We start from the raw sequence: 25,395 nt of genomic DNA, 5'->3' as shown, positions 1-25,395 counted from the left end.
TTTTATTCAATTATAATGCAAGAATTCCTGTACTGATCGGATGAGTGAAGCTGAACATGTCTCATGTTGGCCGTTGTTCTCTTTTCCGCCTCTCAGGTTTGTGCCAGTATGGCCTGTTGAGTTTTTTTCGGTCTGGTTGAGCGTTGTCGGGAGCGAGTGTGAGCAGCAAAGTAGAACAATTACGTCAGCAGTTAAATGAACGTATTCTGGTGCTGGACGGCGGTATGGGCACCATGATCCAGGGATATCGTCTGAGCGAAGAGGATTTCCGCGGCGAACGCTTTGCCGAATGGCCGTGCGATCTGAAAGGCAACAACGACCTGTTGGTGCTCAGCAAACCGGAGGTGATCGCCGCGATTCACAACGCCTACTTCGAGGCGGGCGCGGACATAATCGAAACCAACACCTTTAACTCCACGACTATCGCCATGGCGGATTACCAGATGGAATCCCTGTCGGCGGAAATCAACTTTGCGGCAGCCAAACTGGCGCGCGCGGCGGCAGATGAATGGACGGCACGCACGCCGAACAAACCGCGCTACGTCGCGGGCGTGCTTGGCCCAACCAACCGTACGGCGTCTATCTCGCCCGACGTCAACGACCCGGCTTACCGCAATATTACCTTTGATCAGCTGGTGGCCGCCTACCGCGAATCCACCAAAGCGCTGGTGGAAGGCGGCAGTGACCTGATCCTGATTGAAACCGTTTTCGATACCCTCAACGCCAAAGCCGCTATTTTCGCGGTTAAAACTGAATTCGAAGCGCTGGGCGTTGAGCTGCCGATTATGCTCTCCGGCACCATCACCGACGCTTCCGGGCGTACGCTCTCCGGCCAGACCACCGAAGCATTCTACAACTCCCTGCGCCACGCCGATGCGCTGACTTTTGGTCTGAACTGTGCCTTAGGCCCGGACGAACTGCGCCAGTACGTGCAGGAACTGTCGCGTATTGCCGAATGCTACGTTACCGCGCACCCGAACGCCGGGCTGCCGAACGCCTTTGGTGAGTACGATCTCGATGCCGACACCATGGCGGCGCAAATCCGCGAATGGGCCGAGGCGGGCTTCCTGAATATTGTTGGCGGCTGCTGCGGCACCACGCCGGAACACATCGCCGCCATGAGTCGCGCAGTGGACGGACTGCCGCCACGCCGCTTGCCGGAAATCCCGGTTGCCTGCCGTCTGTCTGGCCTCGAACCGCTGAACATCGGCGACGACAGCCTGTTTGTGAATGTCGGCGAGCGTACCAACGTTACCGGTTCGGCGAAGTTTAAACGCCTGATCAAAGAAGAGAAATACAGCGAAGCGCTGGATGTCGCCCGTCAGCAGGTGGAAAGCGGCGCGCAGATCATCGATATCAACATGGATGAGGGGATGCTCGACGCCGAAGCGGCGATGGTTCGTTTCCTCAACCTGATTGCCGGTGAACCGGATATCGCCCGCGTGCCGATTATGATCGACTCCTCGAAATGGGAAGTAATCGAAAAAGGGCTGAAGTGCATTCAGGGTAAAGGCATCGTTAACTCCATCTCGATGAAAGAGGGGGTTGAGACCTTTATCCATCACGCGAAGCTGCTGCGTCGCTACGGTGCTGCAGTGGTGGTGATGGCCTTTGACGAGCAGGGCCAGGCCGACACTCGCGCGCGCAAAATTGAGATCTGCCGTCGGGCGTACAAGATTCTTACCGAAGAGGTGGGCTTTCCGCCGGAAGATATTATCTTTGACCCGAACATCTTTGCGGTGGCGACCGGGATTGATGAACACAACAACTACGCGCAGGACTTTATCGGGGCCTGTGAAGATATCAAACGCGAACTGCCGCATGCGCTGATCTCCGGCGGCGTTTCTAACGTTTCATTCTCGTTCCGTGGCAACGACCCAGTACGTGAAGCCATTCACGCGGTATTCCTCTACTACGCCATTCGCAACGGCATGGACATGGGGATCGTCAACGCCGGACAACTGGCAATTTACGACGACCTGCCCACCGAGCTGCGCGATGCGGTTGAGGACGTGATCCTCAACTGTCGTGACGATGGCACCGAACGACTGCTGGAGCTTGCTGAGAAGTATCGCGGCAGTAAAACCGATGACACGGCGAATGCCCAGATGGCGGAGTGGCGCAGTTGGGACGTGAAGAAGCGCCTCGAATACTCGCTGGTGAAAGGCATAACCGAGTTTATTGAGCTGGATACCGAAGAAGCTCGCCAGCAGGCCGCGCGCCCGATCGAGGTTATTGAAGGGCCTCTGATGGACGGCATGAACGTGGTTGGCGACCTGTTCGGTGAGGGCAAAATGTTCCTGCCGCAGGTGGTGAAATCCGCTCGCGTGATGAAGCAGGCGGTGGCCTACCTTGAACCGTACATTGAGGCCAGCAAAGAGAAAGGTTCCAGCAACGGCAAAATGGTCATCGCAACCGTGAAGGGCGATGTGCACGATATCGGTAAAAATATCGTCGGCGTGGTACTGCAATGTAACAACTACGAAATCGTCGATCTTGGCGTGATGGTGCCCGCGGAGAAAATCCTCAGAACGGCGCGTGAAGTGAATGCCGATCTGATTGGCCTTTCCGGGCTGATTACCCCATCGCTGGACGAAATGGTCAACGTGGCGAAAGAGATGGAGCGTCAGGGCTTCACTATTCCGCTGCTGATTGGCGGCGCGACCACCTCGAAAGCGCACACCGCGGTGAAAATTGAGCAGAACTACAGCGGCCCGACGGTGTACGTGCAGAACGCCTCGCGTACCGTTGGCGTCGTCGCTGCGCTGCTCTCTGACACCCAACGTGATGACTTTGTCGCCCGTACGCGTAAAGAGTATGAAACCGTGCGTATCCAGCATGCGCGTAAGAAACCGCGTACTCCGCCCGTAACGTTACAGGCTGCCCGCGACAACGATCTGGCCTTTGACTGGGAAAACTACACCCCGCCGGTGGCGCACCGTCTGGGTGTACAGGAAGTGGAAGCCAGTATCGAAACCCTGCGCAACTACATCGACTGGACGCCGTTCTTTATGACCTGGTCGTTGGCCGGGAAATATCCTCGCATCCTCGAAGATGAAGTAGTGGGCGAAGAGGCGAAGCGCCTGTTCAAAGATGCCAACGACATGCTGGATAAACTCAGCGCTGAGAAGACGCTGAATCCGCGTGGCGTGGTGGGTTTATTCCCGGCCAACCGCGTGGGTGACGACATCGAGATTTACCGTGACGAGACGCGTACGCACGTCATCAACGTGAGTCATCACCTGCGCCAGCAGACGGAAAAAGTCGGTTTCGCCAACTACTGCTTGTCTGATTTTGTTGCGCCGAAACTGAGCGGTAAAGCGGACTACATCGGTGCTTTTGCGGTCACTGGTGGTCTGGAAGAAGATGCGCTGGCGGACGCCTTCGAAGCCCAGCATGACGACTACAACAAGATCATGGTGAAAGCGATCGCTGACCGTCTGGCGGAAGCGTTCGCAGAATATCTGCATGAGCGCGTACGTAAAGTCTACTGGGGCTATGCGGCGAATGAGAATCTCAGTAACGAGGAGCTGATCCGCGAAAACTACCAGGGGATTCGCCCGGCACCGGGCTATCCGGCGTGTCCGGAACACACCGAAAAAGCCACCATTTGGGAACTGCTGGACGTGGAGGCGCATACCGGGATGAAGCTCACCGAATCCTTCGCCATGTGGCCAGGTGCGTCGGTTTCCGGCTGGTATTTCAGTCATCCGGACAGCAAGTACTACGCTGTGGCGCAAATCCAGCGCGATCAGGTTGAAGATTATGCCTTCCGTAAAGGGATGAGCGTGGCAGAAGTGGAGCGCTGGTTAGCGCCGAACCTCGGCTACGACGCCGACTGATTCACAAACTGTCATCTTTCTTTACAACAAACAGGGCGCTCAATGAGTGCCCTGTCTCTTTATTACGTTTAAACCCTTATACTGAAAGAAGGTTCGCGAGCGCTGTTTGCCGGATGGCGGCGTAAACGCCTTATCAGGCACGCTATCTGCGCCGAGCCCAGGAACATATAACGATAAGGAGTACCTGATTCCGTGTTAACTCTGTTACACCTGCTTTCTGCCGTCGCGATGCTGGTTTGGGGTACGCATATTGTGCGTACCGGCGTGATGCGCGTCTTCGGCGCCCGCTTGCGTACCGTGCTCAGCCGTAGCGTTGAAAAGAAGCCGCTCGCCTTTTGTGCAGGTATCGGCGTGACGGCGCTGGTGCAAAGTAGCAACGCCACCACCATGCTGGTGACCTCGTTTGTTGCACAAGATCTCGTGGCGCTCACCCCTGCGCTGGTGATTGTGCTTGGTGCCGACGTGGGGACCGCGCTGATGGCGCGTATCCTGACCTTCGATCTCTCCTGGCTGTCGCCACTGCTGATTTTTATCGGCGTGATCTTCTTTCTCGGCCGTAAGCAGTCCCGCGTGGGGCAACTGGGGCGGGTTGGTATTGGTCTGGGGTTGATTTTATTGGCGCTGGAGCTGATTGTGCAGGCAGTAACGCCGATCACTCAGGCTAATGGCGTACAGGTTATTTTCGCCTCGCTCACCGGCGATATCATGCTCGATGCGCTGATTGGCGCCATGTTTGCGATTATCAGTTACTCCAGCCTGGCGGCGGTACTGTTGACGGCAACGCTGACCGCGGCGGGCATTATCTCGTTCCCGGTAGCGTTGTGTCTGGTGATTGGCGCCAACCTCGGCTCTGGTCTGTTGGCGATGCTCAACAACAGTGCTGCGAATGCCGCCGCTCGTCGTGTGGCGCTCGGTAGCCTGCTGTTTAAGCTGGTGGGCAGCCTGATTATCCTGCCGTTTGTTCATCCGCTGGCCAATCTGATGGATGAACTGCCGCTGCCGAAATCTGAACTGGTTATCTACTTCCACGTCTTCTACAACCTGGTGCGCTGCGTGGCGATGGTGCCGTTCGCCGAACCGATGGCGCGTTTTTGTAAACGCATCATCCGCGATGAGCCGGAGCTGGATGCGCATCTGAAGCCCAAACATCTGGACGTCAGTGCGCTGGATACGCCGACGCTCGCTCTGGCTAATGCCGCCCGCGAAGCGCTGCGTATTGGCGATGCGATGGAGCAGATGATGGACGGGTTGAAGAAGGTGATGCACGGCGAGCCGCGCGAAGAGAAAGAGTTGCGCAGGATGGCGGATGACATCAACGTGCTGTATACGGCGATTAAGCTCTATCTGGCGCGGATGCCAAAGGATGAACTGGCGGAAGAGGAATCACGCCGTTGGGCGGAGATTATCGAAATGTCGCTCAACCTCGAACAGGCTTCCGATATCGTTGAACGTATGGGCAGCGAGATTGCCGATAAGTCGCTGGCCGCCCGTCGGGCATTCTCGGTAGAAGGGCTGAAAGAGCTGGATGCACTTTACGATCAGCTGCTCAGCAATCTGCAGCTGGCGATGTCGGTGTTCTTCTCAGGCGATGTGACCAGTGCCCGTCGTCTACGCCGCAGCAAGCACCGTTTTCGTATTCTCAACCGTCGTTATTCGCATGCGCACGTCGACCGTCTGCATCAGCAGAACGTGCAAAGCATCGAGACCAGTTCCCTACACCTGGCGCTGTTGGGCGATATGCAGCGTCTGAACTCGCTGTTTTGCTCCGTGGCCTACAGCGTGCTGGAACAACCGGATGAAGACGATGAGCGGGATGATTATTGAGTGAGCTGAAGCGGTAGGCCGGATAAGGCATTTATGCCGCCATCCGGCATCAGACAACAAATCAACTAAAAGCAGTGGCCTGCTTCAACAGCAACCGCCTCTTCACCCGCTTTAAAGATATACGTGGTGTTCGGGCCGCCGAGCACGGACTTACCGTTACTCACCTTGATCCAGTTACCTTCCGGCAAGCCAATCACCGTCAGCTCCGGTGCCACAACCAGCAGTTCGCGGATACGCTGTTCACGCGTTTCGCCTTTGTGGCCTTCCGGCAGCGCGTTGGTGAAATGTGGGTTAATCTGCAGCGGGAACAGACCCAGCGCATCAAAACCTTTGGGATCGACAATCGGCATGTCGTTGGTGGTGCGGATGGTCTGGCAGGCAAGGTTGGAACCCGCGCTCCAGCCGATGTACAGCGCACCGCGTTTGACGACATCCACGATCGGCGCCAGCAACCCGCGCTCACGACTCTCTTTCAGCAACTGGAAGGTATTCCCGCCGCCGACAATCACCAGCTCGGCGTTTTCAATGGCTGCAATCGGATCGGCAACGGTATGAATACCCGTAACGTTGACGCCCATTGGCGCAAAGATGGCTGCCGTTTTCGCCGTGTACTCATCCCAGGTTTGCGTCACGCCGGCGAACGGAATAAACACCGCCGTACGGCGACCATTCAGTTGCTCTGCGATCAGCGGCAGCGCATGTTCCATCCAGCCTTTGCCCGGCAGCGTCGAGTTACTCAATAAAAGCAGTTCCATCATTTCTCCATGTAATCAGAAAATTACAAACCGCGCTAATGCTACCACTATCAGCCTGACGCCTTACTGATATGGCTCACGATGTTGGAAGGGCTGGGACTATTTTCTAAGTGTCAATCCAATACCGAGCGCCTTCATCACCGCCAGCGTGGTTTTCAGCGTCGGGTTTCCTTTCTCACTAAACGAGCGGTAGAGTTGTTCGCGGGATAATCCCGTTTCTGCCGCGATGCTCGCCATTCCCTTAGCGCGTGCCACCACGCCCAACGCTTTTGCAATGTACGTTGCATCGCCTGTTTCGAGGGCATCCGCCATAAATACAGCAATTTCTTCATCATCAACCAGCGCAGTGGCAGGATCGTAGTGAGTAAGTTTATTCATGGCGGAAGGTCTCCTGATAGTCCAGTGAACGGGCGAGCATTCTCCAATAGGTTTAACATCGCCAGCTAAACCATTCGGCAGTCGAAAAAGTCGTGCGGCAATGAGCGTTTTGGCCCTGTGATCCCGTAGATTCTGTTCCCAGCGTTGGAAAACCGTGGTCTGAAGAATTTCCATGATTACGTTCCATGTATTTTATAAACTACATTGTGAATTGACAAGTTGAAAGTAGAGAATAAAAAACTGGGATGTAAGAGGAAATGCTGGTGGGCGTAAACAGGAAAGCGCCTCGCAGTAATGCGTAATTTTCCAGGATGCTGCGGTTTATACGAGAAACGGTAACAGGGTAAAGGGGCTGCTTTGTGCTCTAAGCAGACCTCCAGAAAACGATACATAATGCCGATCGCTAGACTTCAATCCCTTTCTGCTTCAGTTCTTTTCTGATCACACGTTTAATCCAGGCTGCCAACGATTCATCGCCATCCTGCCGTTGTGCTTCTTCCATCGCTTTGCGCAGTTCCGGATCCAGACGGAATTGAAACGGGGGATTGCCTCTTCTTTCGTTCATGTGTGTTGACACCTTAATTACACAAGAGTAGTGTGAGTATGTGTGATGACACATTACTCTCACACACCAAAAATGACAACGCCCCGAAAGTGCGGGAACACGATCAGGGCGTCTTACCACAACATTATACGAGGTAATGCTATGGCTGATGCTAATAGTACCACTAACGCCTGTTTTGCGTCTTCTTCTCTCATACCGCAAGCTGACCTGCTTTATTTTCCACTCGCCGAGGCGTTCCGCCATCTTGATTGTCGCCATCTCACCACCGAAGAAAATCTGGCGCTATCGTTTGGCTGTGAAGAGGCGCTGGCAGGGTTGTACCAGACGCTGAATTTTATGGGCGAAAGCCTGCTGACCATGGCGGGTGAAGGTCAGGAACATTTTGCCTATGAGAGCATATGCCAGTTAGGACACAGTCTGGTAAATATCAGCCAGTTGATTCCCGCGCTGGCGCAGTTGGAAGCGAAAGCTGACCAGCAGCTGTTTGTCAGCGACTCCCTAAACTAATCTGGAAAGCGCCTCGCAGACATCTTCTTCGGGGCGTGACAGGCCTGTGCAACCACCTTAGTGTGACATGATGATTTGCTGGTCGGGGAATAGGAAATGCTCGCTTATTACGCTAATCTTAGGCATGTCATGCGCACTACTATGGGGGTTATCATGCGCACTGTGTCTAAGGTAAAAAAATCAGTCAATGTCTCTCTGGCTCCAGAGATACTGGAAGAGGCGCGCAAGCTTAAAATCAATCTGTCAGCGGTTTTAACCGAAGCCCTGATCGAAAAATTTCGCGAGAACAAACGCGAAGAATGGTTGCGGGATAATAAAAAATCGATAGAAGCATTAAATCAATGGGTGGAAGAAAACGGTTCGTTCAGTGATTTTCAAAGGACATTCTGATGGAGCAGTATTGCGCTTATGAGAATACAGGCAGTGGAAAAAGCGTTTATCCGTTTTTAATTAGCTTACAGCATCCGGTGGCCGCTGTTTTGCAGCATGTACTGGTCGCACCCGTTATAGCGCTAAGCCAGTTTCCCAACGAAGTACCTCCAGCTAAAATTTGCCCGGTTGTTAGCATTGGTGGGCAAGCCTATGTGGTGATGACGTACATGATGACAGGCATACCTGTGAAGAATGTGGGTAACTTTGTGGGAGATCTGACCGCAAACAGGGCAGAACTTCGAGATGCGATTGATTTTCTGATTAATGGCTATTAGAGCGCCCATCCCTGGCGCTCTGTTCCTGCTTCGTTACCCCGCCCGCGCAAATTCTGCGGCTTCGGCAATCAGCGCGTCATCCGGGCGCATGCCGGTGTACATGGCGAATTGCTCTACAGCCTGTAAGGCAATCACCTCTGCACCGCTGATGGTCTTTTTACCCAACTGCTGTGCCAGCTTAATCACCGGTGTTTCTGGCGGCAGGGCGACGACGTCAAACACTACGCTGGCGGCAGCGACCATCGCTTCGCTGTAGGCCAGCTCATGGCTTTCTTTACCACCCGCCATGCCGACGGGCGTCACGTTGACCAGAATATCGCAGGCAATTCCATCCGGCTGCGGCTGCCACTGGAAACCGTACTGTTTTGCCAGCGTCGGGCCGCTCTCGCGATTACGTGCGGCAATAATCACATTGCGAAAACCGGCATCGCGAAACGCGGCGATGACGGCTTTGCCCATGCCGCCGCTGCCGCGAATCATCACGCGTGCACTGCTATCGAGCTGGTGGCTGGCAATCAGACTTTTTACCGCAATATAGTCGGTGTTAAATCCTGTCAGCGTACCGTTGTCATTGACGATGGTGTTGACGGAATCAATGACGCTTGCGGAAGGATCGATGGCATCCAGAAACGGCATGCAGCTCTCTTTAAACGGCATTGATACCGCGCAACCGCGGATACCCAGCGCGCGAACGCCTTTCACTGCGGCCTCAATATCCTGCGTGGTAAAGGCTTTGTAGATAAAATTTAACCCTAATTTTTCATACAGATAGTTGTGAAAGCGAGTGCCAAAGTTGCCGGGGCGACCGGCAAGCGACATGCACAACTGGGTGTCGCGGTTAATCATGTTAAATTTCCTCGGCGTGAGACAATATGTACTGTTCGGCTTCCTGCGACCAGACCCCCTGATGACGCTCCAGGATATCGCGCAAGGCTGGATCATCAATCTGGGTGAGCGCGGTTAATGGTAAGGCTTTGCCGGTGTAAACCAGTTTTTTCCCGCCGCCGACTGTTGGCAGTTCCAGCGTGGTTTCACCTGCCGCATTCAGCCCCAGAATGTGCGTCACCACTTTTGCCGCCTGAACTTTCTTCTCTTCGATAAGTTTAACCGCCGCGCGCATGTCGTCGGTATTGCCGCCAGACGTCCCAACATAATGGGTGAAGGCGTAGTGTACGTCGTAGAAGTTAATCGGCGCGCTAAACTGCTTATCCTGCGGACCAGCAAAGAAGTTCATGCAACCATCGGCAGCCAGCAGGGAAGAGGCCAGCGTAACCAGCTGTTCGTTGGGCACAAACACAAAGATGTCATCAAACCCGTGCCCGCCGCTCAGCGCCATCAAGGTGTCATAACTCGCATCCTGGGCGTGGAGATAATGGATCAACGTTTGTGGTTCTGATGGATAGTGCTTGCGGGCGTAGCTCAACTTGTCGTTATTGGTATCGGTTACCACCAGCAGCGCCGGGTTAACCGGGCCATGCAGTGCATAGTCGATCGCCAGTAGTCCCATCGGACCGGTGCCGCCGAGTATCAGTGTATGTCCCTGCGGACGAATGCCCATCTTATGGTTATAAGAGCCTTCCTGCAGGTGATAGTTGGCGTTGAATGCGCCAATCACGCAGGATAGCGGCTCAACCAGCGAACCTTCAAAATAGGTTTCACCTTCGTAGGCCAACAGGCAGTCCTGCTCCATGACTTCATCAGGAATGATGACGTGCGTGGCTTCACCGCCCACCCACGGGAAGGAGTAGCCGGGACAGTCCGGGCGATCCGGCAGTTGCAGGTTAGCCTGAATGACATAGCGCTGGCCGGGCTGAAACTTATGCTGCCATTTTTTGCCTACGGCAATAATGTCGCCGCAAAACTCATGACCGATGATGATCGGGTTGGTGGCCACATCGTCCGGCACCTTTTTGTGGTTCTCGCCCTGGTTAGCCTCTTTCCAGGAAGAAAGGCACAGGCTGTCGGTTACGACTGAGGCCAGAATTTCGTCATCCCGCATTTCAGGAAGGTCGAAAGTTTCCAGGCGCAGATCGCGTTTACCATAAAGACGTAAAGCTGTTGTTGTTTGCATTGTTACCACCTCTTCCTCTTTCGAGGACTATTTGTTGAAGTTGCCCCGGCATTGCCGGAGCGAAAAAATCAGGACAGGAAGCCCAGTGCGTTACCGATAATTCCCAGCGCAAACAGGGCGAATATTAGCCATACCGGATTAATTTTCTTGTTGAGCAGACGCACCATCAGCAGCGTCAGACCCAACGCCAGCAGGCCGGGGCAGAGTTGGTCGAGAATGTTCTGCACGGTCATGGTGACGGTGGTGCCGTCTGCGCCAGGCGTTTGCGATACCACCAGCGGCACGTTGATGCTGGTCCATTTGGTGACCAATACTCCCATCACAAACAGGCCGAGAATCGATGCGCCTTCGGTCAGTTTCTGTAGCAGGTTGCCGCCCATGTCGCTGACGATGTTGACCCCTTTACGAAAGCCAAGCTGTAAGCCGTACCACTTCATTGCCAGACGTACTGCATTGAAAATAAAGAAGAACAATAGTGGGCCGAGAATGTTGCCGGACAGCGCCAGCGATGCGCCGAGCGCGGCGGTAATCGGGCGCAGCGTTCCCCATACCAGCGGATCGCCGACGCCGGCCAGCGGACCCATCAGCCCAACTTTGATACCGTTGATGGCACCGTCGTCAATTTCCGCACCGTTGGCGCGAGCTTCTTCCATCGCGGCTGTCACGCCAATCACCGGGCCGCAAACGGCAGGTGTGGTATTGAAGAACACCAGGTGCCGTTTGAGTGCTGCAACCTGGTCTTCTTTCAGCGGATACAGGCGCTTGATGGCAGAGATCATGTCGTAGCAAAAGCCCAGCCCATGAATGCGTTCAAAGTTGAATGACGCCTGTTGCAGGTTGGAGCGAACGAACATGCTAAACAGGTCGGATTTGGTCAGTTTTTTCTGTTCCATGGCTGGCTCCATTAGTCATCAAGCTGATCGATAGCTTGAGAAGAGGCGGGTTGCGCCTGCGGTTCGGCTTTACGCCACTGTGGGTTCAACTGGATGTAGACCAGCGCGATAATCACGCCAACCCCACCGAAAGCCAGCAGGCTCAAATCGAGATAACCCCCAGCGATAAACCCGAGGAAGAAGAAGGGCATCAGGTATTTCACCCCCATCATGCGCAGCACCATGGCGTAGCCGACCACCACGATAAAGCCACCGGCAATCTGCAATCCGCGGGTGACGAATTCCGGAATGGCGTTGAGCATATTGCTGACCATATCGGCGCTGACAAACAGCGAGACGATTAATGCAGGAATGGCAACGCGCAGCGCCTGTACACCGAGAGCGGAAACGTGCAGCATGTCGATGGTACGAAAGCGGGCGTCTTCGGCGGCTTTATCCGCCGCGTGCTGGAACACCACGGTGATAGTACGGGCGAATACCGTCAGTACCTGGCCTGCCGCCGCCACCGGCAGGGCGATGGCGATACCGGTAGCAATGCTTTGCTGACCGACGATAACCAGAATGGCGGAGATAATACTGGCGAGCGCCGAATCGGGAGACTGGGCTGCGCCGACGTTCATCCAGCCAAGAGCGATTAACTCCAGCGTGCCGCCGAGCATAATCCCGGTTTTTAAATCACCGAGGATCAGGCCGATAACGGTACAAGCAATTAGCGGACGGTGGGTCTGGAACTCATCCAGCACGCTACCCATTCCGGCAATACAGGAAAATAGGAATATGGCGATAATTTGTAGGGTACTTATTTCCATAATATGTCACCTTGTGAATGTGATCATCCCTGCCTGTTAAAGCATAAGTACACAGGCATTTTTATTTATTCAGCGAACGATTGTTCTTCTATTTTTTCGAGAATATTAATAGATGGATCGGATGCGACGACGCGTAAATCCAGCGTGACACCCAGTTTATCTAACTCACGAAACGCATGAATATCGTCGTTATCTAAAGAAACGGCTTTGGTTAATTGTTTTTTACCTGGTCGCCAGGCCATGCCGCCAATATTTAATGTGGTGATTTTTACCCCTTGTTTTACCATTGCTAATGCATCCTGCGGGCGGGTAAATAGATAAAAAACGGTTTCGTTCTGGTATTGCGGATTATGGTAAACTGCGACCGCCTTTTCGATATTAACAACGTTCACTTTCATTCCCGGCGGGGCGGCCTGACGTAATAATGTACGACGTACTTCATCGTTATAAACGTCGTCATTACAGATAATAATCCGTTGGGCATTCGCCACCTTCGACCAGACGGTGGTGACCTGACCGTGGATCAGGCGATCATCAATACGAGCAAGGGTAATGTTCATCAGAAATCCTCTTCGGCCGTTTCCAGATGTTTCCAGACGACACAGGTTTGTTGAGCAATGGTCGTCAGGTGTTCGCACAGTTCATCCACATTCATACTGCTTTGGTTGTCTACCAGCTCCAGCGCCAACGGCAGTGATAACCCGCTAATGACCCGTATCGCCGGATTGTGCATCGCCAGCGTCGCGGCAGCATTCCAGGGACTGCCACACTGCAAATCGACGGCAATCAGCCATTCATCGCCAGTGTGAATACTTACTAACTTTTTCAGCTTTTCCACGATGTCGCTGGCGTTCTCTCCGGGGACAAATGCCACGGCTTCAACGTTGGCATCACCGTAGACCATCTGTACCGATTCCAGCATGGCGCAGGCCAGTTTGCCGTGAGCACAGAAGATTGCATTGACCATAAAACCTCCTTAGCCTCGCGTTTTTCCGCCAGCAATGTTAGTGGTTACTCCGGTTATGTAACTGGCGCGCTCAGACAAAAGATAACAAACAAAATCAGCGACTTCGCTTAAGCGCCCTGAGCGCCCAATTGGGATCGCGTTCTTGGTGTAGCCCTCGCGCAGCTGTTCGACGGTGATGTTGCGAGTCCAGGCCAGCGCTTCTTCATATTCGGGGGTACGCAGTCCGGTTTTTTCCAGAATGCCGGGTGCAATGCCCACCACACGAATGCCGTGTTTGCCCAACTCTTTCGACCAGGAACGGGTAAAGCTATTCAATGCTGCTTTGGTGGCGGCATAGCAACTTTGGCCCTCTGAACCTTCCAGCCCGCTTTCTGAAGAGACATTCACAATCACGCCGTTACGCTGTTTTACCATTTGGCGTGCCGCTGCTTGCGACATTAAGAACACACCTTTCTGGTTGATATTCACCATTTTTTCAAAAGCGGCTTCGTTGAGTTCATATTGCCCGGCGGGGGCTTTTTCATCGACCAGTAGCCGCGGAAAATTAACGCCTGCGTTATTCACCAAACCATCGATACGCCCATAGCGGTGGATAATTTCGGTAACGGTATGATTAACTTCTTTGGCGCTGGAAATATCTGTCGGCCAGAAATGATATCCATTATGGCCTTCATATTTACCGTCACCACCGTGAATATCCGCCATTTGCACATTAGCGCCCTGCGCTAATAACTCTTCAACAATCGCTAGCCCAATACCGGATGCACCACCGGTAACAATAATGACTTTGCCCTGCAAGTTTAACCACGTTTGCATAATTAACTCCCGATTTCAGATAAGGGGATCCCACATAAAATTAATTATGGCAGGACCAATTAGAATTTATTTACTTCAACAATAATTCAGCGGTATGGCTGTTGGTGACTAAACAATTAATATAATTCCCACGTAATGCGCCTAATATCCCACTGTATTTTTCTTCACCCATTGCAATGCCAATGGAATAACGCGTCTGTTTTAATTTATTGGTTTCGATGGAGAGCGTCTTTTCACTCATATTGGTTTCTACGGTTGCACCGTTGATATCGTAAAAGCGCGAGCAAATGTCTCCGGCGACCCGGCGAGCATGCAGGTCATCACTCTCTTCACTGCCGTAAAAAGCGTGCCAGTTGGCGCCATCACGTATTGCCGGAGATCCAATCCCAACCAGCGCGATGTCCAGATTATCCCAATAAGCGGAAATCGATTTAAAATGTCGTGACTGCATGATCCCGTTACGGATCAGCGGGTTTTCCAGCAGTGCCGGGAAATCTGCCAGGAGTGATTCCCCTTTAAGCTTTGCCGCAGCGCCGTAGGTCAACGTATTGACGTGGTAGCGGCTTTCAAGCTTGCCGGACGGTCCGCCGATAATCGGCACGCAGATCAGCTGGCGCGACTGGCTGGCAGGGGATAACCCTTCCACCAGTCCCCGCACCGCGCGGCCCCATGAGAACCCGATAATGTCCCCTGGTTCCAGTAAGCGTTCCAGCAACTGTGCACCGTGCACACCCATCATGGTGAGTTGTTCGTCTTCCTGTTCACTGTCGCAGGAGACCACCACCGCTTCTTTCAGGCCAAATTTCTGTTTTAGCTGCTGTTCCAGCCACAGATTTTCGTTGTAGTCGTAATTAATGGCGATGGTGACGATACCCTGCTCGCGTCCACGTTTTAGCAACCGGCTGATCGTGGTGCGGTAAATCCCCAGCTCGCGGGCGATTTGCGCTTGTGTCATATCCTGTTCGTAATACAGCTGCGCTATCTTTACGATTAGGCGGATATCATCGCTGTTTTCCGTCGCCATTTTTGGACCCCTGCACATTTGTGCAAATCACGAAATTGTCTTCTTGATCTGATATAACCCCAACTGTTCTCCATCTCAAAGCTATTTTCACTTATTTCAGTGCCCTGTAATGACCGATTGTGTTGCACATTTGATGTGGTGATGGCGTGCTGTCGGCACATATGTGCTTGTCTCTCTAATGTATTGATTCTGCTTGTTTTCACCCAACAAAATTGCAGGGATGGATCGCTGACACTTTTGTGTCAAAAGGTGTGACGGATCACAAATAGCGCGTGGGCAGTCGAACACGATTATTTTTTATCGTCCGCAAGGTAGGGTATATTTCGCTTTTAATACACAAAAGCATTCAAGTTGTATCAAGGCGGCAAGGGAACGAATTCCTGGGAGCATAGATAACTATGTGACCAGGGTAAGTGAGGGCAGCCAACGCAGAGACGGCTTGAAGGATGAAGTGTATACAGGAGAAATTATGCTGCCCGACTCATCCATCCGATTAAATAAATACATCAGTGAAAGCGGAATCTGCTCGCGTCGCGAGGCGGATCGCTTTATCGAACAAGGGAATGTCTTCCTGAATGGTAAACGCGCCACCATCGGCGATCAGGTGATGCCTGGCGACGTCGTAAAAGTGAATGGTCGGTTGATTGAGCCGCGTGAAGCGGAAGATCTGGTTTTTATCGCGCTGAACAAGCCGGTAGGAATTGTCAGCACCACCGAAGACAGCGAACGCGACAACATTGTTGATTTCGTGAATCACAGCAAGCGCGTGTTCCCCATTGGCCGTCTGGATAAAGATTCCCAGGGGCTAATCTTTCTGACCAACCACGGCGACCTGGTGAATAAAATCCTGCGTGCCGGTAACGATCACGAAAAAGAGTATCTGGTGACGGTAGATAAGCCGGTCACTGATGACTTTATCCGTGGTATGGGGGCTGGTGTGCCAATCCTCGGTACCGTCACCAAGAAATGTAAGGTGAAGAAAGAAGCGCCGTTTGTGTTTCGCATCACGCTGATTCAGGGGCTGAACCGTCAGATCCGTCGTATGTGCGAACACTTTGGCTATGAAGTTACCAAACTTGAGCGTACGCGTATCATGAACGTTGGCTTGTCCGGCCTGCCGCTTGGTGAATGGCGCGACCTGACGGATGACGAACTGATCGATCTGTTCAAGTTGATTGAGAACTCGTCCTCAGAGGCCAAACCGAAGGCGAAAGCGAAGCCAAAAACCGCAGGCATTAAGCGCCCGGTAGTGAAAATCGAAAAATCTGCGGAGAAAGAGAAATCGCGCCCGGCGGCAAACGGCAAGCGTTTTATCTCACCGGGGCGTAAGAAGAAAGGACGTTAACGTCTGCCGCGCGTTGGCGTATTCGCCGACCAGGAGAATGACGCCTCTGAATCCGGTTTATAAGCCTGCTTTTTCTTTAACTGGCGGGCTTTTTTCGCTTCCGCTTCGCGCAAGGCCATCAGTTTATCGATGTACTCTTTCTTGATGCTGTTGGTCTCTGCGTTGGTCAGCAGCCGGCCATGCGCAATGCGCGCGCGGTCGAGCAGCGTTTTCAGTTCACGCTGTTCGCGCTCGGTCATCTCTTTTTGGGTAATGCGGGGGAGTGCCATACGGGTGCCCTCTGTTAGCCGATATCCTCAGTGTACGGTAATTCGTGCAGAATAAAACTAATCCTGAAAGAGCCTCGCAAAATATAGCTTGTTGAAGTGACGGAATTTCTATTCTGATTTAGCGTAATGACAGGAAAACGTGTGGGTTACAACATTTTATTGTTTGTATAAAATTTTATACAAGGATGTGTTATGCTTTCAATAAGGCGAGCCTTAAAGCCCATTGTCTGGATTGGCAGTTCATTTGATGATTTACGAAGCTTTTCTGAAGATATACGTAAAACCGCTGGTTTTCACATCGTTTACAGGCGGGATTAGAAGCTGCTGACTGGAAGTCGATGCCAGAGATAGGTCGCGGTGTTGAGGAGGTAAGGCTCAGGTATGAATCTGGCGCATACCGAATCATCTACATTGCTCGCTATGCTAACGCGGTCTATGTATTGCATTGCTTCAATAAAAAGACAAAACGTACTTCTGAGCACGATAACCACATTGCTAAAGTTAGATATCGAACGGCTTTGTAAGAAGACAGGAATCAGAAATGAACAATACCGTTGATAATAAGGTTCGCCATGTAACCTCTCCGGATGTCAATATTTTTGCCGAACTGGGATTTGCAGAAGCGGAAGCGAAGAGCCTAAAGCATGATGCTGAATGTGAGGTAGAACAACTCATTCTCCTGAAGCAGCAGTTGATGCAAGAAATTTCCGGATGGATTCATGAAAACCATCTGAAACAAGCGGAAGCTGCTGTGAAACTGAATATTTCCCGGCCCCGTGTTTCAGATGTTGTTAATCAGAAAACCAACAAATTTACTCTTGATGCGCTGGTCATGATGCTGGTGAAGTTAGGAAAACCAGTAACAGTTCAGATTGGGTAATATTAGATCTAGATATTGTTTCATTGTATCTGATCGCTGTGAGCGCTTTCCCAGCTTAGCCCGAAACGAGCGAGATATTTGCGCAGGCGGTCTGCATCGTTAGGATTGGCTTTTTTCTGCCGTGAGACGGCAAACAGTTCGCGTCCGGCTTCCGACAGCGACGCGCAGCGGCGGCACACTTCCAGTACCGTTTCTAACTGGCGGCGATCGAACAGGTCAATGTCCATATTCAGTTCAGGCTGCGGAGTTGCTATCTGCCAACTCTCCTTTAGCAGCGCAATCTCTTCTTCGACAAGGGATAAGGTGATGCGACCTTGTTCGGCAAGCGTCGCCATGCGCGCGATGGATGAACTGAGTTCGCGAAAGTTGCCGCGCCATTGCGCCTGTGGGGAGCAGGCAAATGCCAGATAGGAAGCGCGGGCTTCTTTATCGAAACGGATTTGCGTCTGTTTGCTGTTGGAGAAACGTTGCAGCTCATACTCGACGTTCGGCGCGATATCTTCCCGCCGCTGCGCCAGACCGGGCAGGGCGAAGCACCACATGTTGATACGCGCGTAGAGATCCTCGCGAAAACGGCCTTCAGCGACCCATTGCCGCATGTCGCGATGGGTGCCGGCAATCAGCTGAAAATCGCTGCGTACTTCTTTGTCTGACCCAAACGGGAAAAAGGTTTTTTCTTCAATTGCTTTGAGTAGCATGGCCTGCTCGTCCAACCCTAATTCGGCTATCTCATCGAGAAACAGCACGCCGCCATCGGCCTCTCGCAGTAATCCGCTACGCGCCGTGAGCGCACCGGTAAACGCCCCCTTCACGTGACCGAACAGCGTGGACATCGCATTGTCGCCGCGCAGGGTCGCGCAGTTAACCGCCACCAGTTTTCCCGCTACCAGATGCCGCGACTGGCGTAGCTGGAAAATGCGTTTCGCGAGGAAGGATTTGCCCGCGCCGGTAGGGCCGGTGAGCAGGATCGGGTCGGTCGAACGCAGAGCGACCCGCTCAATGCGATCGATCAGTTTATTGAAGGTGGCGTTGTGCGTATCAATCCCGGCTTTCAGAAAAGAGACTGACTGCTGCTGTTCGCGCTGAAAACGGCTGGTGAGCGTGGCGTAGCGGCTTAAATCGAGATCGATAACCGAGCAGACGCCAGCGGCGACGGCCTCATCTGATGAACCGCGTGGCGCGGGGCCGGTTTGCAGCAGGCTGGCGGGCAGGTAGCGGGCTTCCGTCAGCAAAAACCAGCAGATTTGTGCCACGTGAGTGCCGGTGGTGATGTGCACCAGATACTCTTCGTTTTCCGTATCAAATTCATAATGCGTGGCAAAGTCGAGAAACGCGGCGTAGACCTCTTCAAAGTCCCACGGATCGTTAATGGTGACGGCATGCGGGCGAACCTGGGTGTGCGGCGAAAGCAGCGCGACGTCTTCAATCAACCTTTGCGCCATGCTCTCATCGCGTGGCTGGTGGAGGAGTTCCAGCCTGTCGACAGGGAAATCGGGTTGTTGGCATAGCCCAACCGTGGGTCGCCACTTCTTAAACCGATTGGCCCGCTTGCCGCGCTTATCGAGCACCGTTCCCAGTACGCCAATCACTACCCGCCGTTTTTTCATGGTTTATCCAAAAAGATAAATAAGAGAATAAAAGATAAAAAAATTAACCCGTCAAGACAACCGCCATTATTGGCATCAATAATTAAAATTATAAAAATCAATTAATTAAAAATTAAATATGCCTGTTTTAATTCCTGGCACGCTTCTGGCAATAACACTTTCGTCAATCACGCTGAAAGCGCAGGGGGTTAAACCCCGCCGGCACGTCAGGAACGGCACAGGCTGTTTTCCGGGAGTGTTCCGTCAGCCGATGACACACAGTGGGTTCGATTCCCAATTTCATCCCCGAATGAAAACTGGTTGTTAATCATAGAAATAAAGCGGAGTGATGCGCAGTTAGCACGCTCCAGAACAGGCTGCCGGTAATGATGCCGTGTGACAGGCAAAAAGGAATTCCCCTGTCGCTTCGCCCCTGCACCCGCACCTGACTCACAATAAGGAATAAAAAAATGATGAAAAAAATCACTATTCGTAAAGGCCAGCTTGGCCTGTTATCCCGACAGGGTGATTACTATCAGGTACTGGATGCAGGTGAACACCGTTTGCCATGGTTTAACACTCCGGACGTTCTGGTAATCAATACCGATGGCAGCGAAATTCCGGAAGCGCTCGCGGAGTATTTACGTCGCTTCCAGCCTACATGGGTGGAGCAGTACTGTGTGGTGGCTGATTTAACCGATACTGAAGCAGGTGCGCTGTATGTGAACGGCGTCTTGCAGGAAATTTTGCCACCGGCAACGCGCCGTCTGTACTGGCAGGCCGATGAAGCGCTGAAGCTGGTACGGATGGATACACGTCAGGTTTTGGTTCCTGTTGACGTGATGAACGCAGTATTACAGCCACGTCGCAGCGGTGCGGTGAAAGGTCGCGAAGCTATCTTAACGGTGCAGGTCCCGGCGTGGCACGTCGGTGTACTGAAAATTGATGGTGAAACTCAGGCGCTGTTGCTGCCGGGGTTAACAGCATACTGGAAGGTAAACCATCTGATTGAAGCGGAAGTGGTGGATACCCGTTTGCAGGTGCTGGAGGTTGGCGGCCAGGAGATACTGACCAAAGATAAGGTCAACCTGCGTTTAAACCTGGCGGCGAACTGGCGTTATAGCGATGTGTTGCTGGCATTTGGTCAACTGACTAAACCGCTGGATCACCTTTACCGTGAATTGCAGTTTGCGCTGCGTGAAGCGGTGGGAACGCGCACGCTGGACGAATTGCTGGAAGATAAGCAGGTGATCGATGAAGTGGTGAGCGCGCAGGTGAAAGCCCGTATGACGCCGTTTGGTATTGAGGTGGCTTCACTGGGGGTGAAGGATATTGTCCTGCCCGGCGATATGAAGGCTATTTTATCGCAACTGGTTGAAGCGGAAAAATCCGCCCAGGCCAACGTGATCCGACGTCGCGAAGAGACTGCCGCCACGCGATCGCTGTTAAATACGGCAAAAGTGATGGAAAACAACCCGGTAGCGCTGCGCTTAAAAGAACTGGAAACCCTCGAAAGAGTTGCTGAGCGCATCGATAAAATCTCGGTGTTCGGGGGCCTGGATCAGGTGCTGCACGGTCTTGTGAACATAAAAGGATAAGAATAATGAGCGACAACACAGTGGACGGCGCAATGCGCGAACGGGTATTGCGCCAGCTAAAAGAGGTTGAGCAGCGCTATGGCGTCAGGGTGCTGTATGCCTGTGAATCCGGCAGCCGTGGCTGGGGATTTGCCTCGCCGGACAGCGATTACGACGTGCGATTTCTCTATGTTCATCCCCCTGAATGGTATCTGCGGGTCGAAGCGCCTCGCGATGTTATCGAGCTGCCGATAGATGATGAGCTGGACGTGTGCGGCTGGGAATGGCGCAAGGCGCTGGGGTTACTCAAAGGCGCAAACCCGACGCTTATCGAGTGGCTGGATTCGCCAGTTGTCTATCAGCAGGATGAAGTGACCGTTTCGGCGCTGAAAGCGTTGGTGCCCAAATGGTTTTCTCCGCTACGTGCCCGCTGGCACTACTACTCGATGGCGCGGAAAAACTTCCGTGGCTATCTGCAAGGTGACGACGTGCGATTGAAGAAGTACTTCTACGTCATTCGGCCGCTGCTGGCGGTACGTTGGGTGGAGGCGGGAAAAGGCGTGCCGCCGATGCGTTTTGCCGACCTGCTGGCGGGGAGTGAACTGGATGCGCCATTGCGTCATGAAATTGATGAGCTGTTGGAGCGCAAGCAGTGTGCGGGTGAAGCGGAATACGGCCCGCGCCGTCCACTGTTGCATGCGTTTATCCGCGCCGAGCTGGAAAGAGGAGAGATTCCACCGGCGTTACCGGATTGCCGGGAAGGCGATGTCAGGGAGCTGGACAGATTGTTATATGAAACGGTGATGCGGTGAAAATGCCCGATGGCCTAAGAACCATCGGGCGCTGACGTCTATTTATTCAAACAAGTTATGGTGTAGCTTCTGTACAACCTGCTCCGCTTCAGTACCGGGTACCAGGAAGCACAGGTTATGGCTGGACGCGCCGTAGCAAATCATTCGAATGTTGAACGGCTCCAGTACGCCGAACACCTCTTTACCCACGCCACAGGCTTTGGACAGGTCATTGCCAATCAACGCCACCAGCGCCAGGCCTTCTTCCACTTCAACCCGACACAGGGCAGACAGTTCCATCAGCAGAGACTGTGTTAACAGTGTATCGCCGGTGGACGTTGAACCGGTGGTATCCAGCGTCAGCGCGACGCTGACTTCGGATGTGGTAATTAAATCGACCGAGATATTGTGGCGCGCCAGGATGCCGAAAACTTCCGCTAAAAAGCCGCGAGAGTGCAGCATATTCAGGCTATGCAGTGTCAGCAGCGTCTGCTTACGGCGTAATGCCAGCGCCCGGAACAGCGGTGGATTCGCGGTTTTATTACATACCAGCGTACCGCCTGCTTTTGGATCCTTACTGGAGCCCACAAACACCGGAATATCGCTACGTACGGCTGGCAACAGGGTTGCCGGATGCAGAACTTTCGCGCCAAAGGTCGCCATTTCCGCGGCCTCTTCAAAGGCGATTTCATCAATACGCTGCGCAGCCGGAACTACGCGTGGATCGGTAGTGTAGATGCCGGGAACATCGGTCCAGATATCAACGCGCGTTGCGTGTAGGGCTTCTGCCAGTAAGGCGGCGGTATAATCGCTGCCGCCACGTCCCAGCGTGGTGGTGCGGCCCTTGCCTTCACTGCCGATAAAGCCCTGAGTAATCACCAGACCTTCGCTCAGACGCGGGGCCAACTGGAGCGTTGCCAGTTCAGCCAGCGCCGTGACGTCGGGTTCTGCACGTCCAAAACGATCGTTGGTGCGCATCACTTTACGCACGTCAAACCACTGCGCTTGCACGTTGCGTTCACGCAGGATCTCGACGAACAGCAGGGTAGACATCAGTTCACCGTGGCTGACCAGTTCGTCGGTCAGCGCGGTTGAGGTCGCCAGTGACGCCGCTTCTGCCAGTGTGGTGATGTTTTCCAGCAGACGTTCGATCTCTTCACGGATCACGTTTGGATAACGCAGGCGTTCCAGAATATTGAACTGAATTTGACGAATGGCATCGAGTTTTTCGAAGCGCGCGGTTGGCTCCAGCCCTTCAGCCAGTGCGACCAGCAGGTTGGTGATTCCCGCAGAAGCGGAAAGTACCACCACACGGACGTTAGCATCAGAAAGCACTACATCAGCGCTGCGATTCATGGCATCAAAATCCGCCACGCTGGTACCACCAAACTTGGAGACAACTACATCAGTCATAACTACCTCGTGTCAGGGAATGAATAGAGCGACCATGGCACATAAGGCAGAACGAAAACCGGTGCAGGCGCAAATGCAAATACCGTATTTATAAATAAAATGTGTAGCTTGCACTGTCAACGCTGGGATTATGCGGATTTTTCATGCTGCAACTGCGTTGAGTAACGGTACTAATAACAACGCTGATAACCGCTATACTTTTTAGCCACGTTTGGCGGATGCCCTGGCAATGGCATTAAAACAATCACACTTTTCTGTGACTGGCGTTACAATCGATCTCAGTCACAATTCTCAAAATCAGAAGAGTATTGCTAATGAAAAACATCAATCCAACGCAGACCTCAGCCTGGCAGGCACTACAAAAACACTTTGAAGAAATGAAAGACGTTACTATCGCGGATCTTTTCGCGAAAGATAGCGATCGTTTCACTAAGTTTTCCGCGACGTTTGACGATCTGATGCTGGTGGATTTTTCCAAAAACCGCATCACTGAAGAGACGCTGGCTAAACTGCAGGATCTGGCGAAAGAAACCGATTTGGCGGGTGCCATCAAGTCCATGTTCTCCGGTGAGAAAATCAACCGTACTGAAGACCGTGCCGTGCTGCACGTGGCGCTGCGTAACCGTAGCAATACGCCGATCATCGTTGACGGCAAAGATGTGATGCCGGAAGTGAATGCGGTACTGGAGAAGATGAAATCTTTCTCTGAAGCGATCATCTCCGGAAGCTGGAAAGGCTATACCGGCAAAGCCATCACTGATGTAGTAAACATCGGTATCGGCGGTTCTGACCTTGGCCCGTTCATGGTGACCGAAGCGCTGCGTCCGTATAAAAATCACCTGAACATGCACTTTGTGTCGAACGTCGATGGTACGCACATCGCCGAAGTGCTGAAAAAAGTGAACCCGGAAACCACGCTGTTCCTGGTCGCTTCCAAAACCTTCACCACCCAGGAAACCATGACCAACGCCCACAGCGCGCGCGACTGGTTCCTGGCGACCGCTGGCGACAACAAGCACGTAGCCAAACACTTCGCAGCGCTTTCCACTAACGGTAAAGCGGTTGGCGAGTTTGGTATTGATACAGCCAATATGTTCGAGTTCTGGGACTGGGTTGGCGGTCGTTACTCCCTGTGGTCTGCAATCGGCCTGTCCATCATCCTGTCCGTAGGCTTCGACAATTTTGTTGAGCTGCTCTCCGGCGCGCATGCGATGGACAAACACTTCTCCACCACCCCGGCTGAGAAAAACCTGCCGGTGCTGCTGGCGCTGATCGGTATCTGGTACAACAACTTCTTCGGTGCCGAAACCGAAGCGATTCTGCCGTATGACCAGTATATGCACCGTTTCGCGGCCTACTTCCAGCAGGGCAACATGGAATCCAACGGTAAATACGTTGACCGTAACGGCAATGCGGTGGATTACCAGACTGGCCCAATCATCTGGGGTGAGCCGGGTACTAACGGCCAGCATGCGTTCTACCAGCTGATCCACCAGGGCACCAAAATGGTGCCGTGCGATTTCATCGCGCCGGCAATCACCCACAACCCGCTGTCGGATCACCATCCGAAACTGCTGTCTAACTTCTTCGCGCAAACCGAAGCGCTGGCTTTTGGTAAATCTCGTGAAGTGGTTGAGCAGGAATATCGCGACCAGGGTAAAGATCCGGCTACGCTTGAGCACGTTGTGCCGTTCAAAGTGTTCGAAGGTAACCGTCCAACGAACTCCATCCTGCTGCGCGAAATCACGCCGTTCAGCCTGGGTGCGCTGATTGCGCTGTACGAACACAAAATCTTCACTCAGGGCGCGATCCTGAACATCTTCACCTTTGACCAGTGGGGCGTTGAGCTGGGCAAACAGCTGGCGAACCGCATTCTGCCAGAGCTGAACGATGATAAAACTGTTTCTTCCCATGATGTTTCTACTAATGGGTTGATTAACCGTTACAAAGCCTGGCGCGCCTGATGGCGCTGCGCTTATCCGGCCTACAGGCACATATCCTGTAGGCCGGATAATGCGTTTCGCCGCCATCCGGCATTAATGAAATAAAAAAGCCGATATTAATATCGGCTTTTTTATAAGATTACTCCAGGATATCTACGTTTTTACTTCACTCTTTAATTGAGCTTAATCCTAAAATAATTTATTCAACGTTATCCTGTTTCTGATATTTTCAGATTTACCGGGTATTGTGTTTTTATTATGGTATTTTAACTCTTTGAATTAATTTGTTTTTATTATTTGTTGTTAATCATATTTTCTCTCGTTATCTAATTGTCCTAAATTCTCTCTCGACCTAATTTACAAACTTCGCTTGTGTATACTCGATCTCGCCCGAAATTCTTTTGGGTAAATCTCCATTCATACAATGAAGGGA

Annotated in this window: 24 protein-coding genes and 1 pseudogene; 11 read left to right on the top strand and 14 right to left on the bottom strand. The window is 52.7% G+C overall.

Annotated elements, in window-relative coordinates:
• The first annotated feature begins 158 nt into the window (after positions 1 to 158).
• Positions 159 to 3,842 carry a methionine synthase gene (gene metH / locus G4551_RS22280; protein ID WP_003841423.1) on the top strand — a complete coding sequence of 1,228 codons (3,684 nt, stop codon included), beginning with the start codon at positions 159 to 161 and terminating at the stop codon, positions 3,840 to 3,842.
• 192 nt (positions 3,843 to 4,034) lie between these two features.
• The gene (locus G4551_RS22275; protein ID WP_003031618.1) at positions 4,035 to 5,666 is read left to right on the top strand and encodes a Na/Pi cotransporter family protein; all 1,632 of its coding nucleotides are present in this window, start codon (positions 4,035 to 4,037) and stop codon (positions 5,664 to 5,666) included.
• 65 nt (positions 5,667 to 5,731) lie between these two features.
• Here the strand turns inward: G4551_RS22275 and pepE are convergent, their stop codons facing one another.
• From pepE to G4551_RS22260, 3 genes are all read right to left on the bottom strand, one after another.
• Positions 5,732 to 6,421: a dipeptidase PepE gene (gene pepE, locus G4551_RS22270; protein WP_003841421.1), complete on the bottom strand. Its 690-nt coding sequence runs from the start codon at positions 6,419 to 6,421 to the stop codon at positions 5,732 to 5,734.
• 99 nt (positions 6,422 to 6,520) lie between these two features.
• Positions 6,521 to 6,799, bottom strand: a complete 279-nt coding sequence (locus tag G4551_RS22265) for an addiction module antidote protein (protein ID WP_003841419.1) — start codon at positions 6,797 to 6,799, stop codon at positions 6,521 to 6,523.
• A 403-nt stretch (positions 6,800 to 7,202) separates the two neighbouring features.
• Positions 7,203 to 7,364 carry a phage protein gene (locus tag G4551_RS22260; RefSeq protein WP_003841416.1) on the bottom strand — a complete coding sequence of 54 codons (162 nt, stop codon included), beginning with the start codon at positions 7,362 to 7,364 and terminating at the stop codon, positions 7,203 to 7,205.
• Positions 7,365 to 7,505: 141 nt separating this feature from the next.
• Here G4551_RS22260 and G4551_RS22255 point away from each other — a divergent pair, with 141 nt between their 5' ends.
• The 3 genes from G4551_RS22255 (at position 7,506) to G4551_RS22245 (ending at position 8,578) form a co-directional block, all read left to right on the top strand.
• Positions 7,506 to 7,871, top strand: a complete 366-nt coding sequence (locus G4551_RS22255) for a hypothetical protein (RefSeq protein WP_003841415.1) — start codon at positions 7,506 to 7,508, stop codon at positions 7,869 to 7,871.
• Between the two features lie 96 nt (positions 7,872 to 7,967).
• A complete protein-coding gene (locus G4551_RS22250; RefSeq protein WP_032941075.1) occupies positions 7,968 to 8,261 on the top strand; it encodes a type II toxin-antitoxin system CcdA family antitoxin in 294 nt (97 codons plus the stop codon).
• Positions 8,261 to 8,578, top strand: a complete 318-nt coding sequence (locus G4551_RS22245; protein ID WP_003841409.1) for a CcdB family protein — start codon at positions 8,261 to 8,263, stop codon at positions 8,576 to 8,578. The genes G4551_RS22250 and G4551_RS22245 overlap by 1 nt, the downstream gene beginning before the upstream one ends.
• A 33-nt stretch (positions 8,579 to 8,611) precedes the next feature.
• Here the strand turns inward: G4551_RS22245 and G4551_RS22240 are convergent, their stop codons facing one another.
• The 8 genes from G4551_RS22240 to G4551_RS22205 form a co-directional block, all read right to left on the bottom strand.
• Positions 8,612 to 9,424 (bottom strand): shikimate 5-dehydrogenase, encoded by an 813-nt coding sequence (locus G4551_RS22240; protein WP_003841407.1) that lies wholly within the window; start codon positions 9,422 to 9,424, stop codon positions 8,612 to 8,614.
• Between the two features lies 1 nt (position 9,425).
• A complete protein-coding gene (sorE, locus tag G4551_RS22235; protein ID WP_003841404.1) occupies positions 9,426 to 10,649 on the bottom strand; it encodes an L-sorbose 1-phosphate reductase in 1,224 nt (407 codons plus the stop codon).
• Between the two features lie 68 nt (positions 10,650 to 10,717).
• Positions 10,718 to 11,542, bottom strand: a complete 825-nt coding sequence (locus tag G4551_RS22230; RefSeq protein ID WP_003841403.1) for a PTS system mannose/fructose/sorbose family transporter subunit IID — start codon at positions 11,540 to 11,542, stop codon at positions 10,718 to 10,720.
• 11 nt (positions 11,543 to 11,553) lie between these two features.
• Entirely contained in the window at positions 11,554 to 12,351 is a 798-nt protein-coding gene (locus G4551_RS22225; RefSeq protein ID WP_003841402.1) for a PTS mannose/fructose/sorbose transporter subunit IIC, read from the bottom strand.
• Between the two features lie 65 nt (positions 12,352 to 12,416).
• Positions 12,417 to 12,911 (bottom strand): PTS system mannose/fructose/N-acetylgalactosamine-transporter subunit IIB, encoded by a 495-nt coding sequence (locus G4551_RS22220; RefSeq protein ID WP_003031646.1) that lies wholly within the window; start codon positions 12,909 to 12,911, stop codon positions 12,417 to 12,419.
• The gene (locus G4551_RS22215; protein ID WP_003031647.1) at positions 12,911 to 13,318 is read right to left on the bottom strand and encodes a mannose/fructose/sorbose PTS transporter subunit IIA; all 408 of its coding nucleotides are present in this window, start codon (positions 13,316 to 13,318) and stop codon (positions 12,911 to 12,913) included. The genes G4551_RS22220 and G4551_RS22215 overlap by 1 nt, the downstream gene beginning before the upstream one ends.
• A 9-nt stretch (positions 13,319 to 13,327) precedes the next feature.
• Positions 13,328 to 14,134, bottom strand: a complete 807-nt coding sequence (locus G4551_RS22210; RefSeq protein WP_003031649.1) for an SDR family oxidoreductase — start codon at positions 14,132 to 14,134, stop codon at positions 13,328 to 13,330.
• 70 nt (positions 14,135 to 14,204) lie between these two features.
• Positions 14,205 to 15,158: a sugar-binding transcriptional regulator gene (locus tag G4551_RS22205; protein ID WP_003841401.1), complete on the bottom strand. Its 954-nt coding sequence runs from the start codon at positions 15,156 to 15,158 to the stop codon at positions 14,205 to 14,207.
• Between the two features lie 469 nt (positions 15,159 to 15,627).
• On the opposite strand from G4551_RS22205, the gene rluF reads away from it, so the two are divergent.
• Positions 15,628 to 16,503 (top strand): 23S rRNA pseudouridine(2604) synthase RluF, encoded by an 876-nt coding sequence (gene rluF, locus G4551_RS22200; RefSeq protein WP_003841400.1) that lies wholly within the window; start codon positions 15,628 to 15,630, stop codon positions 16,501 to 16,503.
• Here the strand turns inward: rluF and G4551_RS22195 are convergent.
• Complete coding sequence (locus G4551_RS22195; protein ID WP_003031655.1) at positions 16,500 to 16,772, bottom strand: YjbD family protein; 273 nt, start codon at positions 16,770 to 16,772, stop codon at positions 16,500 to 16,502. The genes rluF and G4551_RS22195 overlap by 4 nt on opposite strands.
• Positions 16,773 to 16,964: 192 nt before the next feature.
• Between G4551_RS22195 and G4551_RS22190 the strand changes: the two are divergent.
• Both G4551_RS22190 and G4551_RS22185 read left to right on the top strand, forming a co-directional pair.
• Positions 16,965 to 17,296, top strand: a pseudogene (locus G4551_RS22190) (type II toxin-antitoxin system RelE/ParE family toxin).
• 17 nt (positions 17,297 to 17,313) lie between these two features.
• Entirely contained in the window at positions 17,314 to 17,652 is a 339-nt protein-coding gene (locus G4551_RS22185; RefSeq protein WP_003841397.1) for a helix-turn-helix domain-containing protein, read from the top strand.
• Positions 17,653 to 17,672: 20 nt separating this feature from the next.
• On the opposite strand, the gene rtcR is transcribed toward G4551_RS22185, so the two are convergent.
• A complete protein-coding gene (gene rtcR / locus G4551_RS22180) occupies positions 17,673 to 19,259 on the bottom strand; it encodes an RNA repair transcriptional activator RtcR (RefSeq protein WP_032941073.1) in 1,587 nt (528 codons plus the stop codon).
• 449 nt (positions 19,260 to 19,708) lie between these two features.
• Here rtcR and G4551_RS22175 point away from each other — a divergent pair, with 449 nt between their 5' ends.
• Together G4551_RS22175 and G4551_RS22170 are read left to right on the top strand one after the other, a co-directional pair.
• Positions 19,709 to 20,836 (top strand): slipin family protein, encoded by a 1,128-nt coding sequence (locus G4551_RS22175; protein ID WP_003841393.1) that lies wholly within the window; start codon positions 19,709 to 19,711, stop codon positions 20,834 to 20,836.
• A gap of 5 nt (positions 20,837 to 20,841) precedes the next feature.
• Entirely contained in the window at positions 20,842 to 21,627 is a 786-nt protein-coding gene (locus G4551_RS22170; protein WP_003841391.1) for a nucleotidyltransferase domain-containing protein, read from the top strand.
• 42 nt (positions 21,628 to 21,669) lie between these two features.
• Here the strand turns inward: G4551_RS22170 and lysC are convergent, their stop codons facing one another.
• Complete coding sequence (gene lysC / locus G4551_RS22165; RefSeq protein ID WP_003031667.1) at positions 21,670 to 23,019, bottom strand: lysine-sensitive aspartokinase 3; 1,350 nt, start codon at positions 23,017 to 23,019, stop codon at positions 21,670 to 21,672.
• 314 nt (positions 23,020 to 23,333) lie between these two features.
• Here lysC and pgi point away from each other — a divergent pair, with 314 nt between their 5' ends.
• Positions 23,334 to 24,983: a glucose-6-phosphate isomerase gene (gene pgi / locus G4551_RS22160; RefSeq protein ID WP_003031668.1), complete on the top strand. Its 1,650-nt coding sequence runs from the start codon at positions 23,334 to 23,336 to the stop codon at positions 24,981 to 24,983.
• Positions 24,984 to 25,395: the final 412 nt, after the last annotated feature.

Origin of the sequence: Citrobacter freundii ATCC 8090 = MTCC 1658 = NBRC 12681, assembly GCF_011064845.1 — a bacterium.
Taxonomy (GTDB): Bacteria; Pseudomonadota; Gammaproteobacteria; order Enterobacterales; family Enterobacteriaceae; genus Citrobacter; species Citrobacter freundii.
This window is presented reverse-complemented; position numbering and strand designations above follow the sequence as displayed.

What these genes read in the sequence shown, in the direction of transcription:
- pepE (WP_003841421.1), bottom strand. Translation starts at nt 6,421, where the DNA reads ATGGAACTGCTTTTATTGAGTAACTCGACGCTGCCGGGCAAAGGCTGG.
- G4551_RS22265 (WP_003841419.1), bottom strand. Translation starts at nt 6,799, where the DNA reads ATGAATAAACTTACTCACTACGATCCTGCCACTGCGCTGGTTGATGAT.
- G4551_RS22260 (WP_003841416.1), bottom strand. Translation starts at nt 7,364, where the DNA reads ATGAACGAAAGAAGAGGCAATCCCCCGTTTCAATTCCGTCTGGATCCG.
- G4551_RS22255 (WP_003841415.1), top strand. Translation starts at nt 7,506, where the DNA reads ATGGCTGATGCTAATAGTACCACTAACGCCTGTTTTGCGTCTTCTTCT.
- G4551_RS22250 (WP_032941075.1), top strand. Translation starts at nt 7,968, where the DNA reads ATGCTCGCTTATTACGCTAATCTTAGGCATGTCATGCGCACTACTATG.
- G4551_RS22245 (WP_003841409.1), top strand. Translation starts at nt 8,261, where the DNA reads ATGGAGCAGTATTGCGCTTATGAGAATACAGGCAGTGGAAAAAGCGTT.
- G4551_RS22240 (WP_003841407.1), bottom strand. Translation starts at nt 9,424, where the DNA reads ATGATTAACCGCGACACCCAGTTGTGCATGTCGCTTGCCGGTCGCCCC.
- sorE (WP_003841404.1), bottom strand. Translation starts at nt 10,649, where the DNA reads ATGCAAACAACAACAGCTTTACGTCTTTATGGTAAACGCGATCTGCGC.
- G4551_RS22230 (WP_003841403.1), bottom strand. Translation starts at nt 11,542, where the DNA reads ATGGAACAGAAAAAACTGACCAAATCCGACCTGTTTAGCATGTTCGTT.
- G4551_RS22225 (WP_003841402.1), bottom strand. Translation starts at nt 12,351, where the DNA reads ATGGAAATAAGTACCCTACAAATTATCGCCATATTCCTATTTTCCTGT.
- G4551_RS22220 (WP_003031646.1), bottom strand. Translation starts at nt 12,911, where the DNA reads ATGAACATTACCCTTGCTCGTATTGATGATCGCCTGATCCACGGTCAG.
- G4551_RS22215 (WP_003031647.1), bottom strand. Translation starts at nt 13,318, where the DNA reads ATGGTCAATGCAATCTTCTGTGCTCACGGCAAACTGGCCTGCGCCATG.
- G4551_RS22210 (WP_003031649.1), bottom strand. Translation starts at nt 14,134, where the DNA reads ATGCAAACGTGGTTAAACTTGCAGGGCAAAGTCATTATTGTTACCGGT.
- G4551_RS22205 (WP_003841401.1), bottom strand. Translation starts at nt 15,158, where the DNA reads ATGGCGACGGAAAACAGCGATGATATCCGCCTAATCGTAAAGATAGCG.
- rluF (WP_003841400.1), top strand. Translation starts at nt 15,628, where the DNA reads ATGCTGCCCGACTCATCCATCCGATTAAATAAATACATCAGTGAAAGC.
- G4551_RS22195 (WP_003031655.1), bottom strand. Translation starts at nt 16,772, where the DNA reads ATGGCACTCCCCCGCATTACCCAAAAAGAGATGACCGAGCGCGAACAG.
- G4551_RS22185 (WP_003841397.1), top strand. Translation starts at nt 17,314, where the DNA reads ATGAACAATACCGTTGATAATAAGGTTCGCCATGTAACCTCTCCGGAT.
- rtcR (WP_032941073.1), bottom strand. Translation starts at nt 19,259, where the DNA reads ATGAAAAAACGGCGGGTAGTGATTGGCGTACTGGGAACGGTGCTCGAT.
- G4551_RS22175 (WP_003841393.1), top strand. Translation starts at nt 19,709, where the DNA reads ATGATGAAAAAAATCACTATTCGTAAAGGCCAGCTTGGCCTGTTATCC.
- G4551_RS22170 (WP_003841391.1), top strand. Translation starts at nt 20,842, where the DNA reads ATGAGCGACAACACAGTGGACGGCGCAATGCGCGAACGGGTATTGCGC.
- lysC (WP_003031667.1), bottom strand. Translation starts at nt 23,019, where the DNA reads ATGACTGATGTAGTTGTCTCCAAGTTTGGTGGTACCAGCGTGGCGGAT.
- pgi (WP_003031668.1), top strand. Translation starts at nt 23,334, where the DNA reads ATGAAAAACATCAATCCAACGCAGACCTCAGCCTGGCAGGCACTACAA.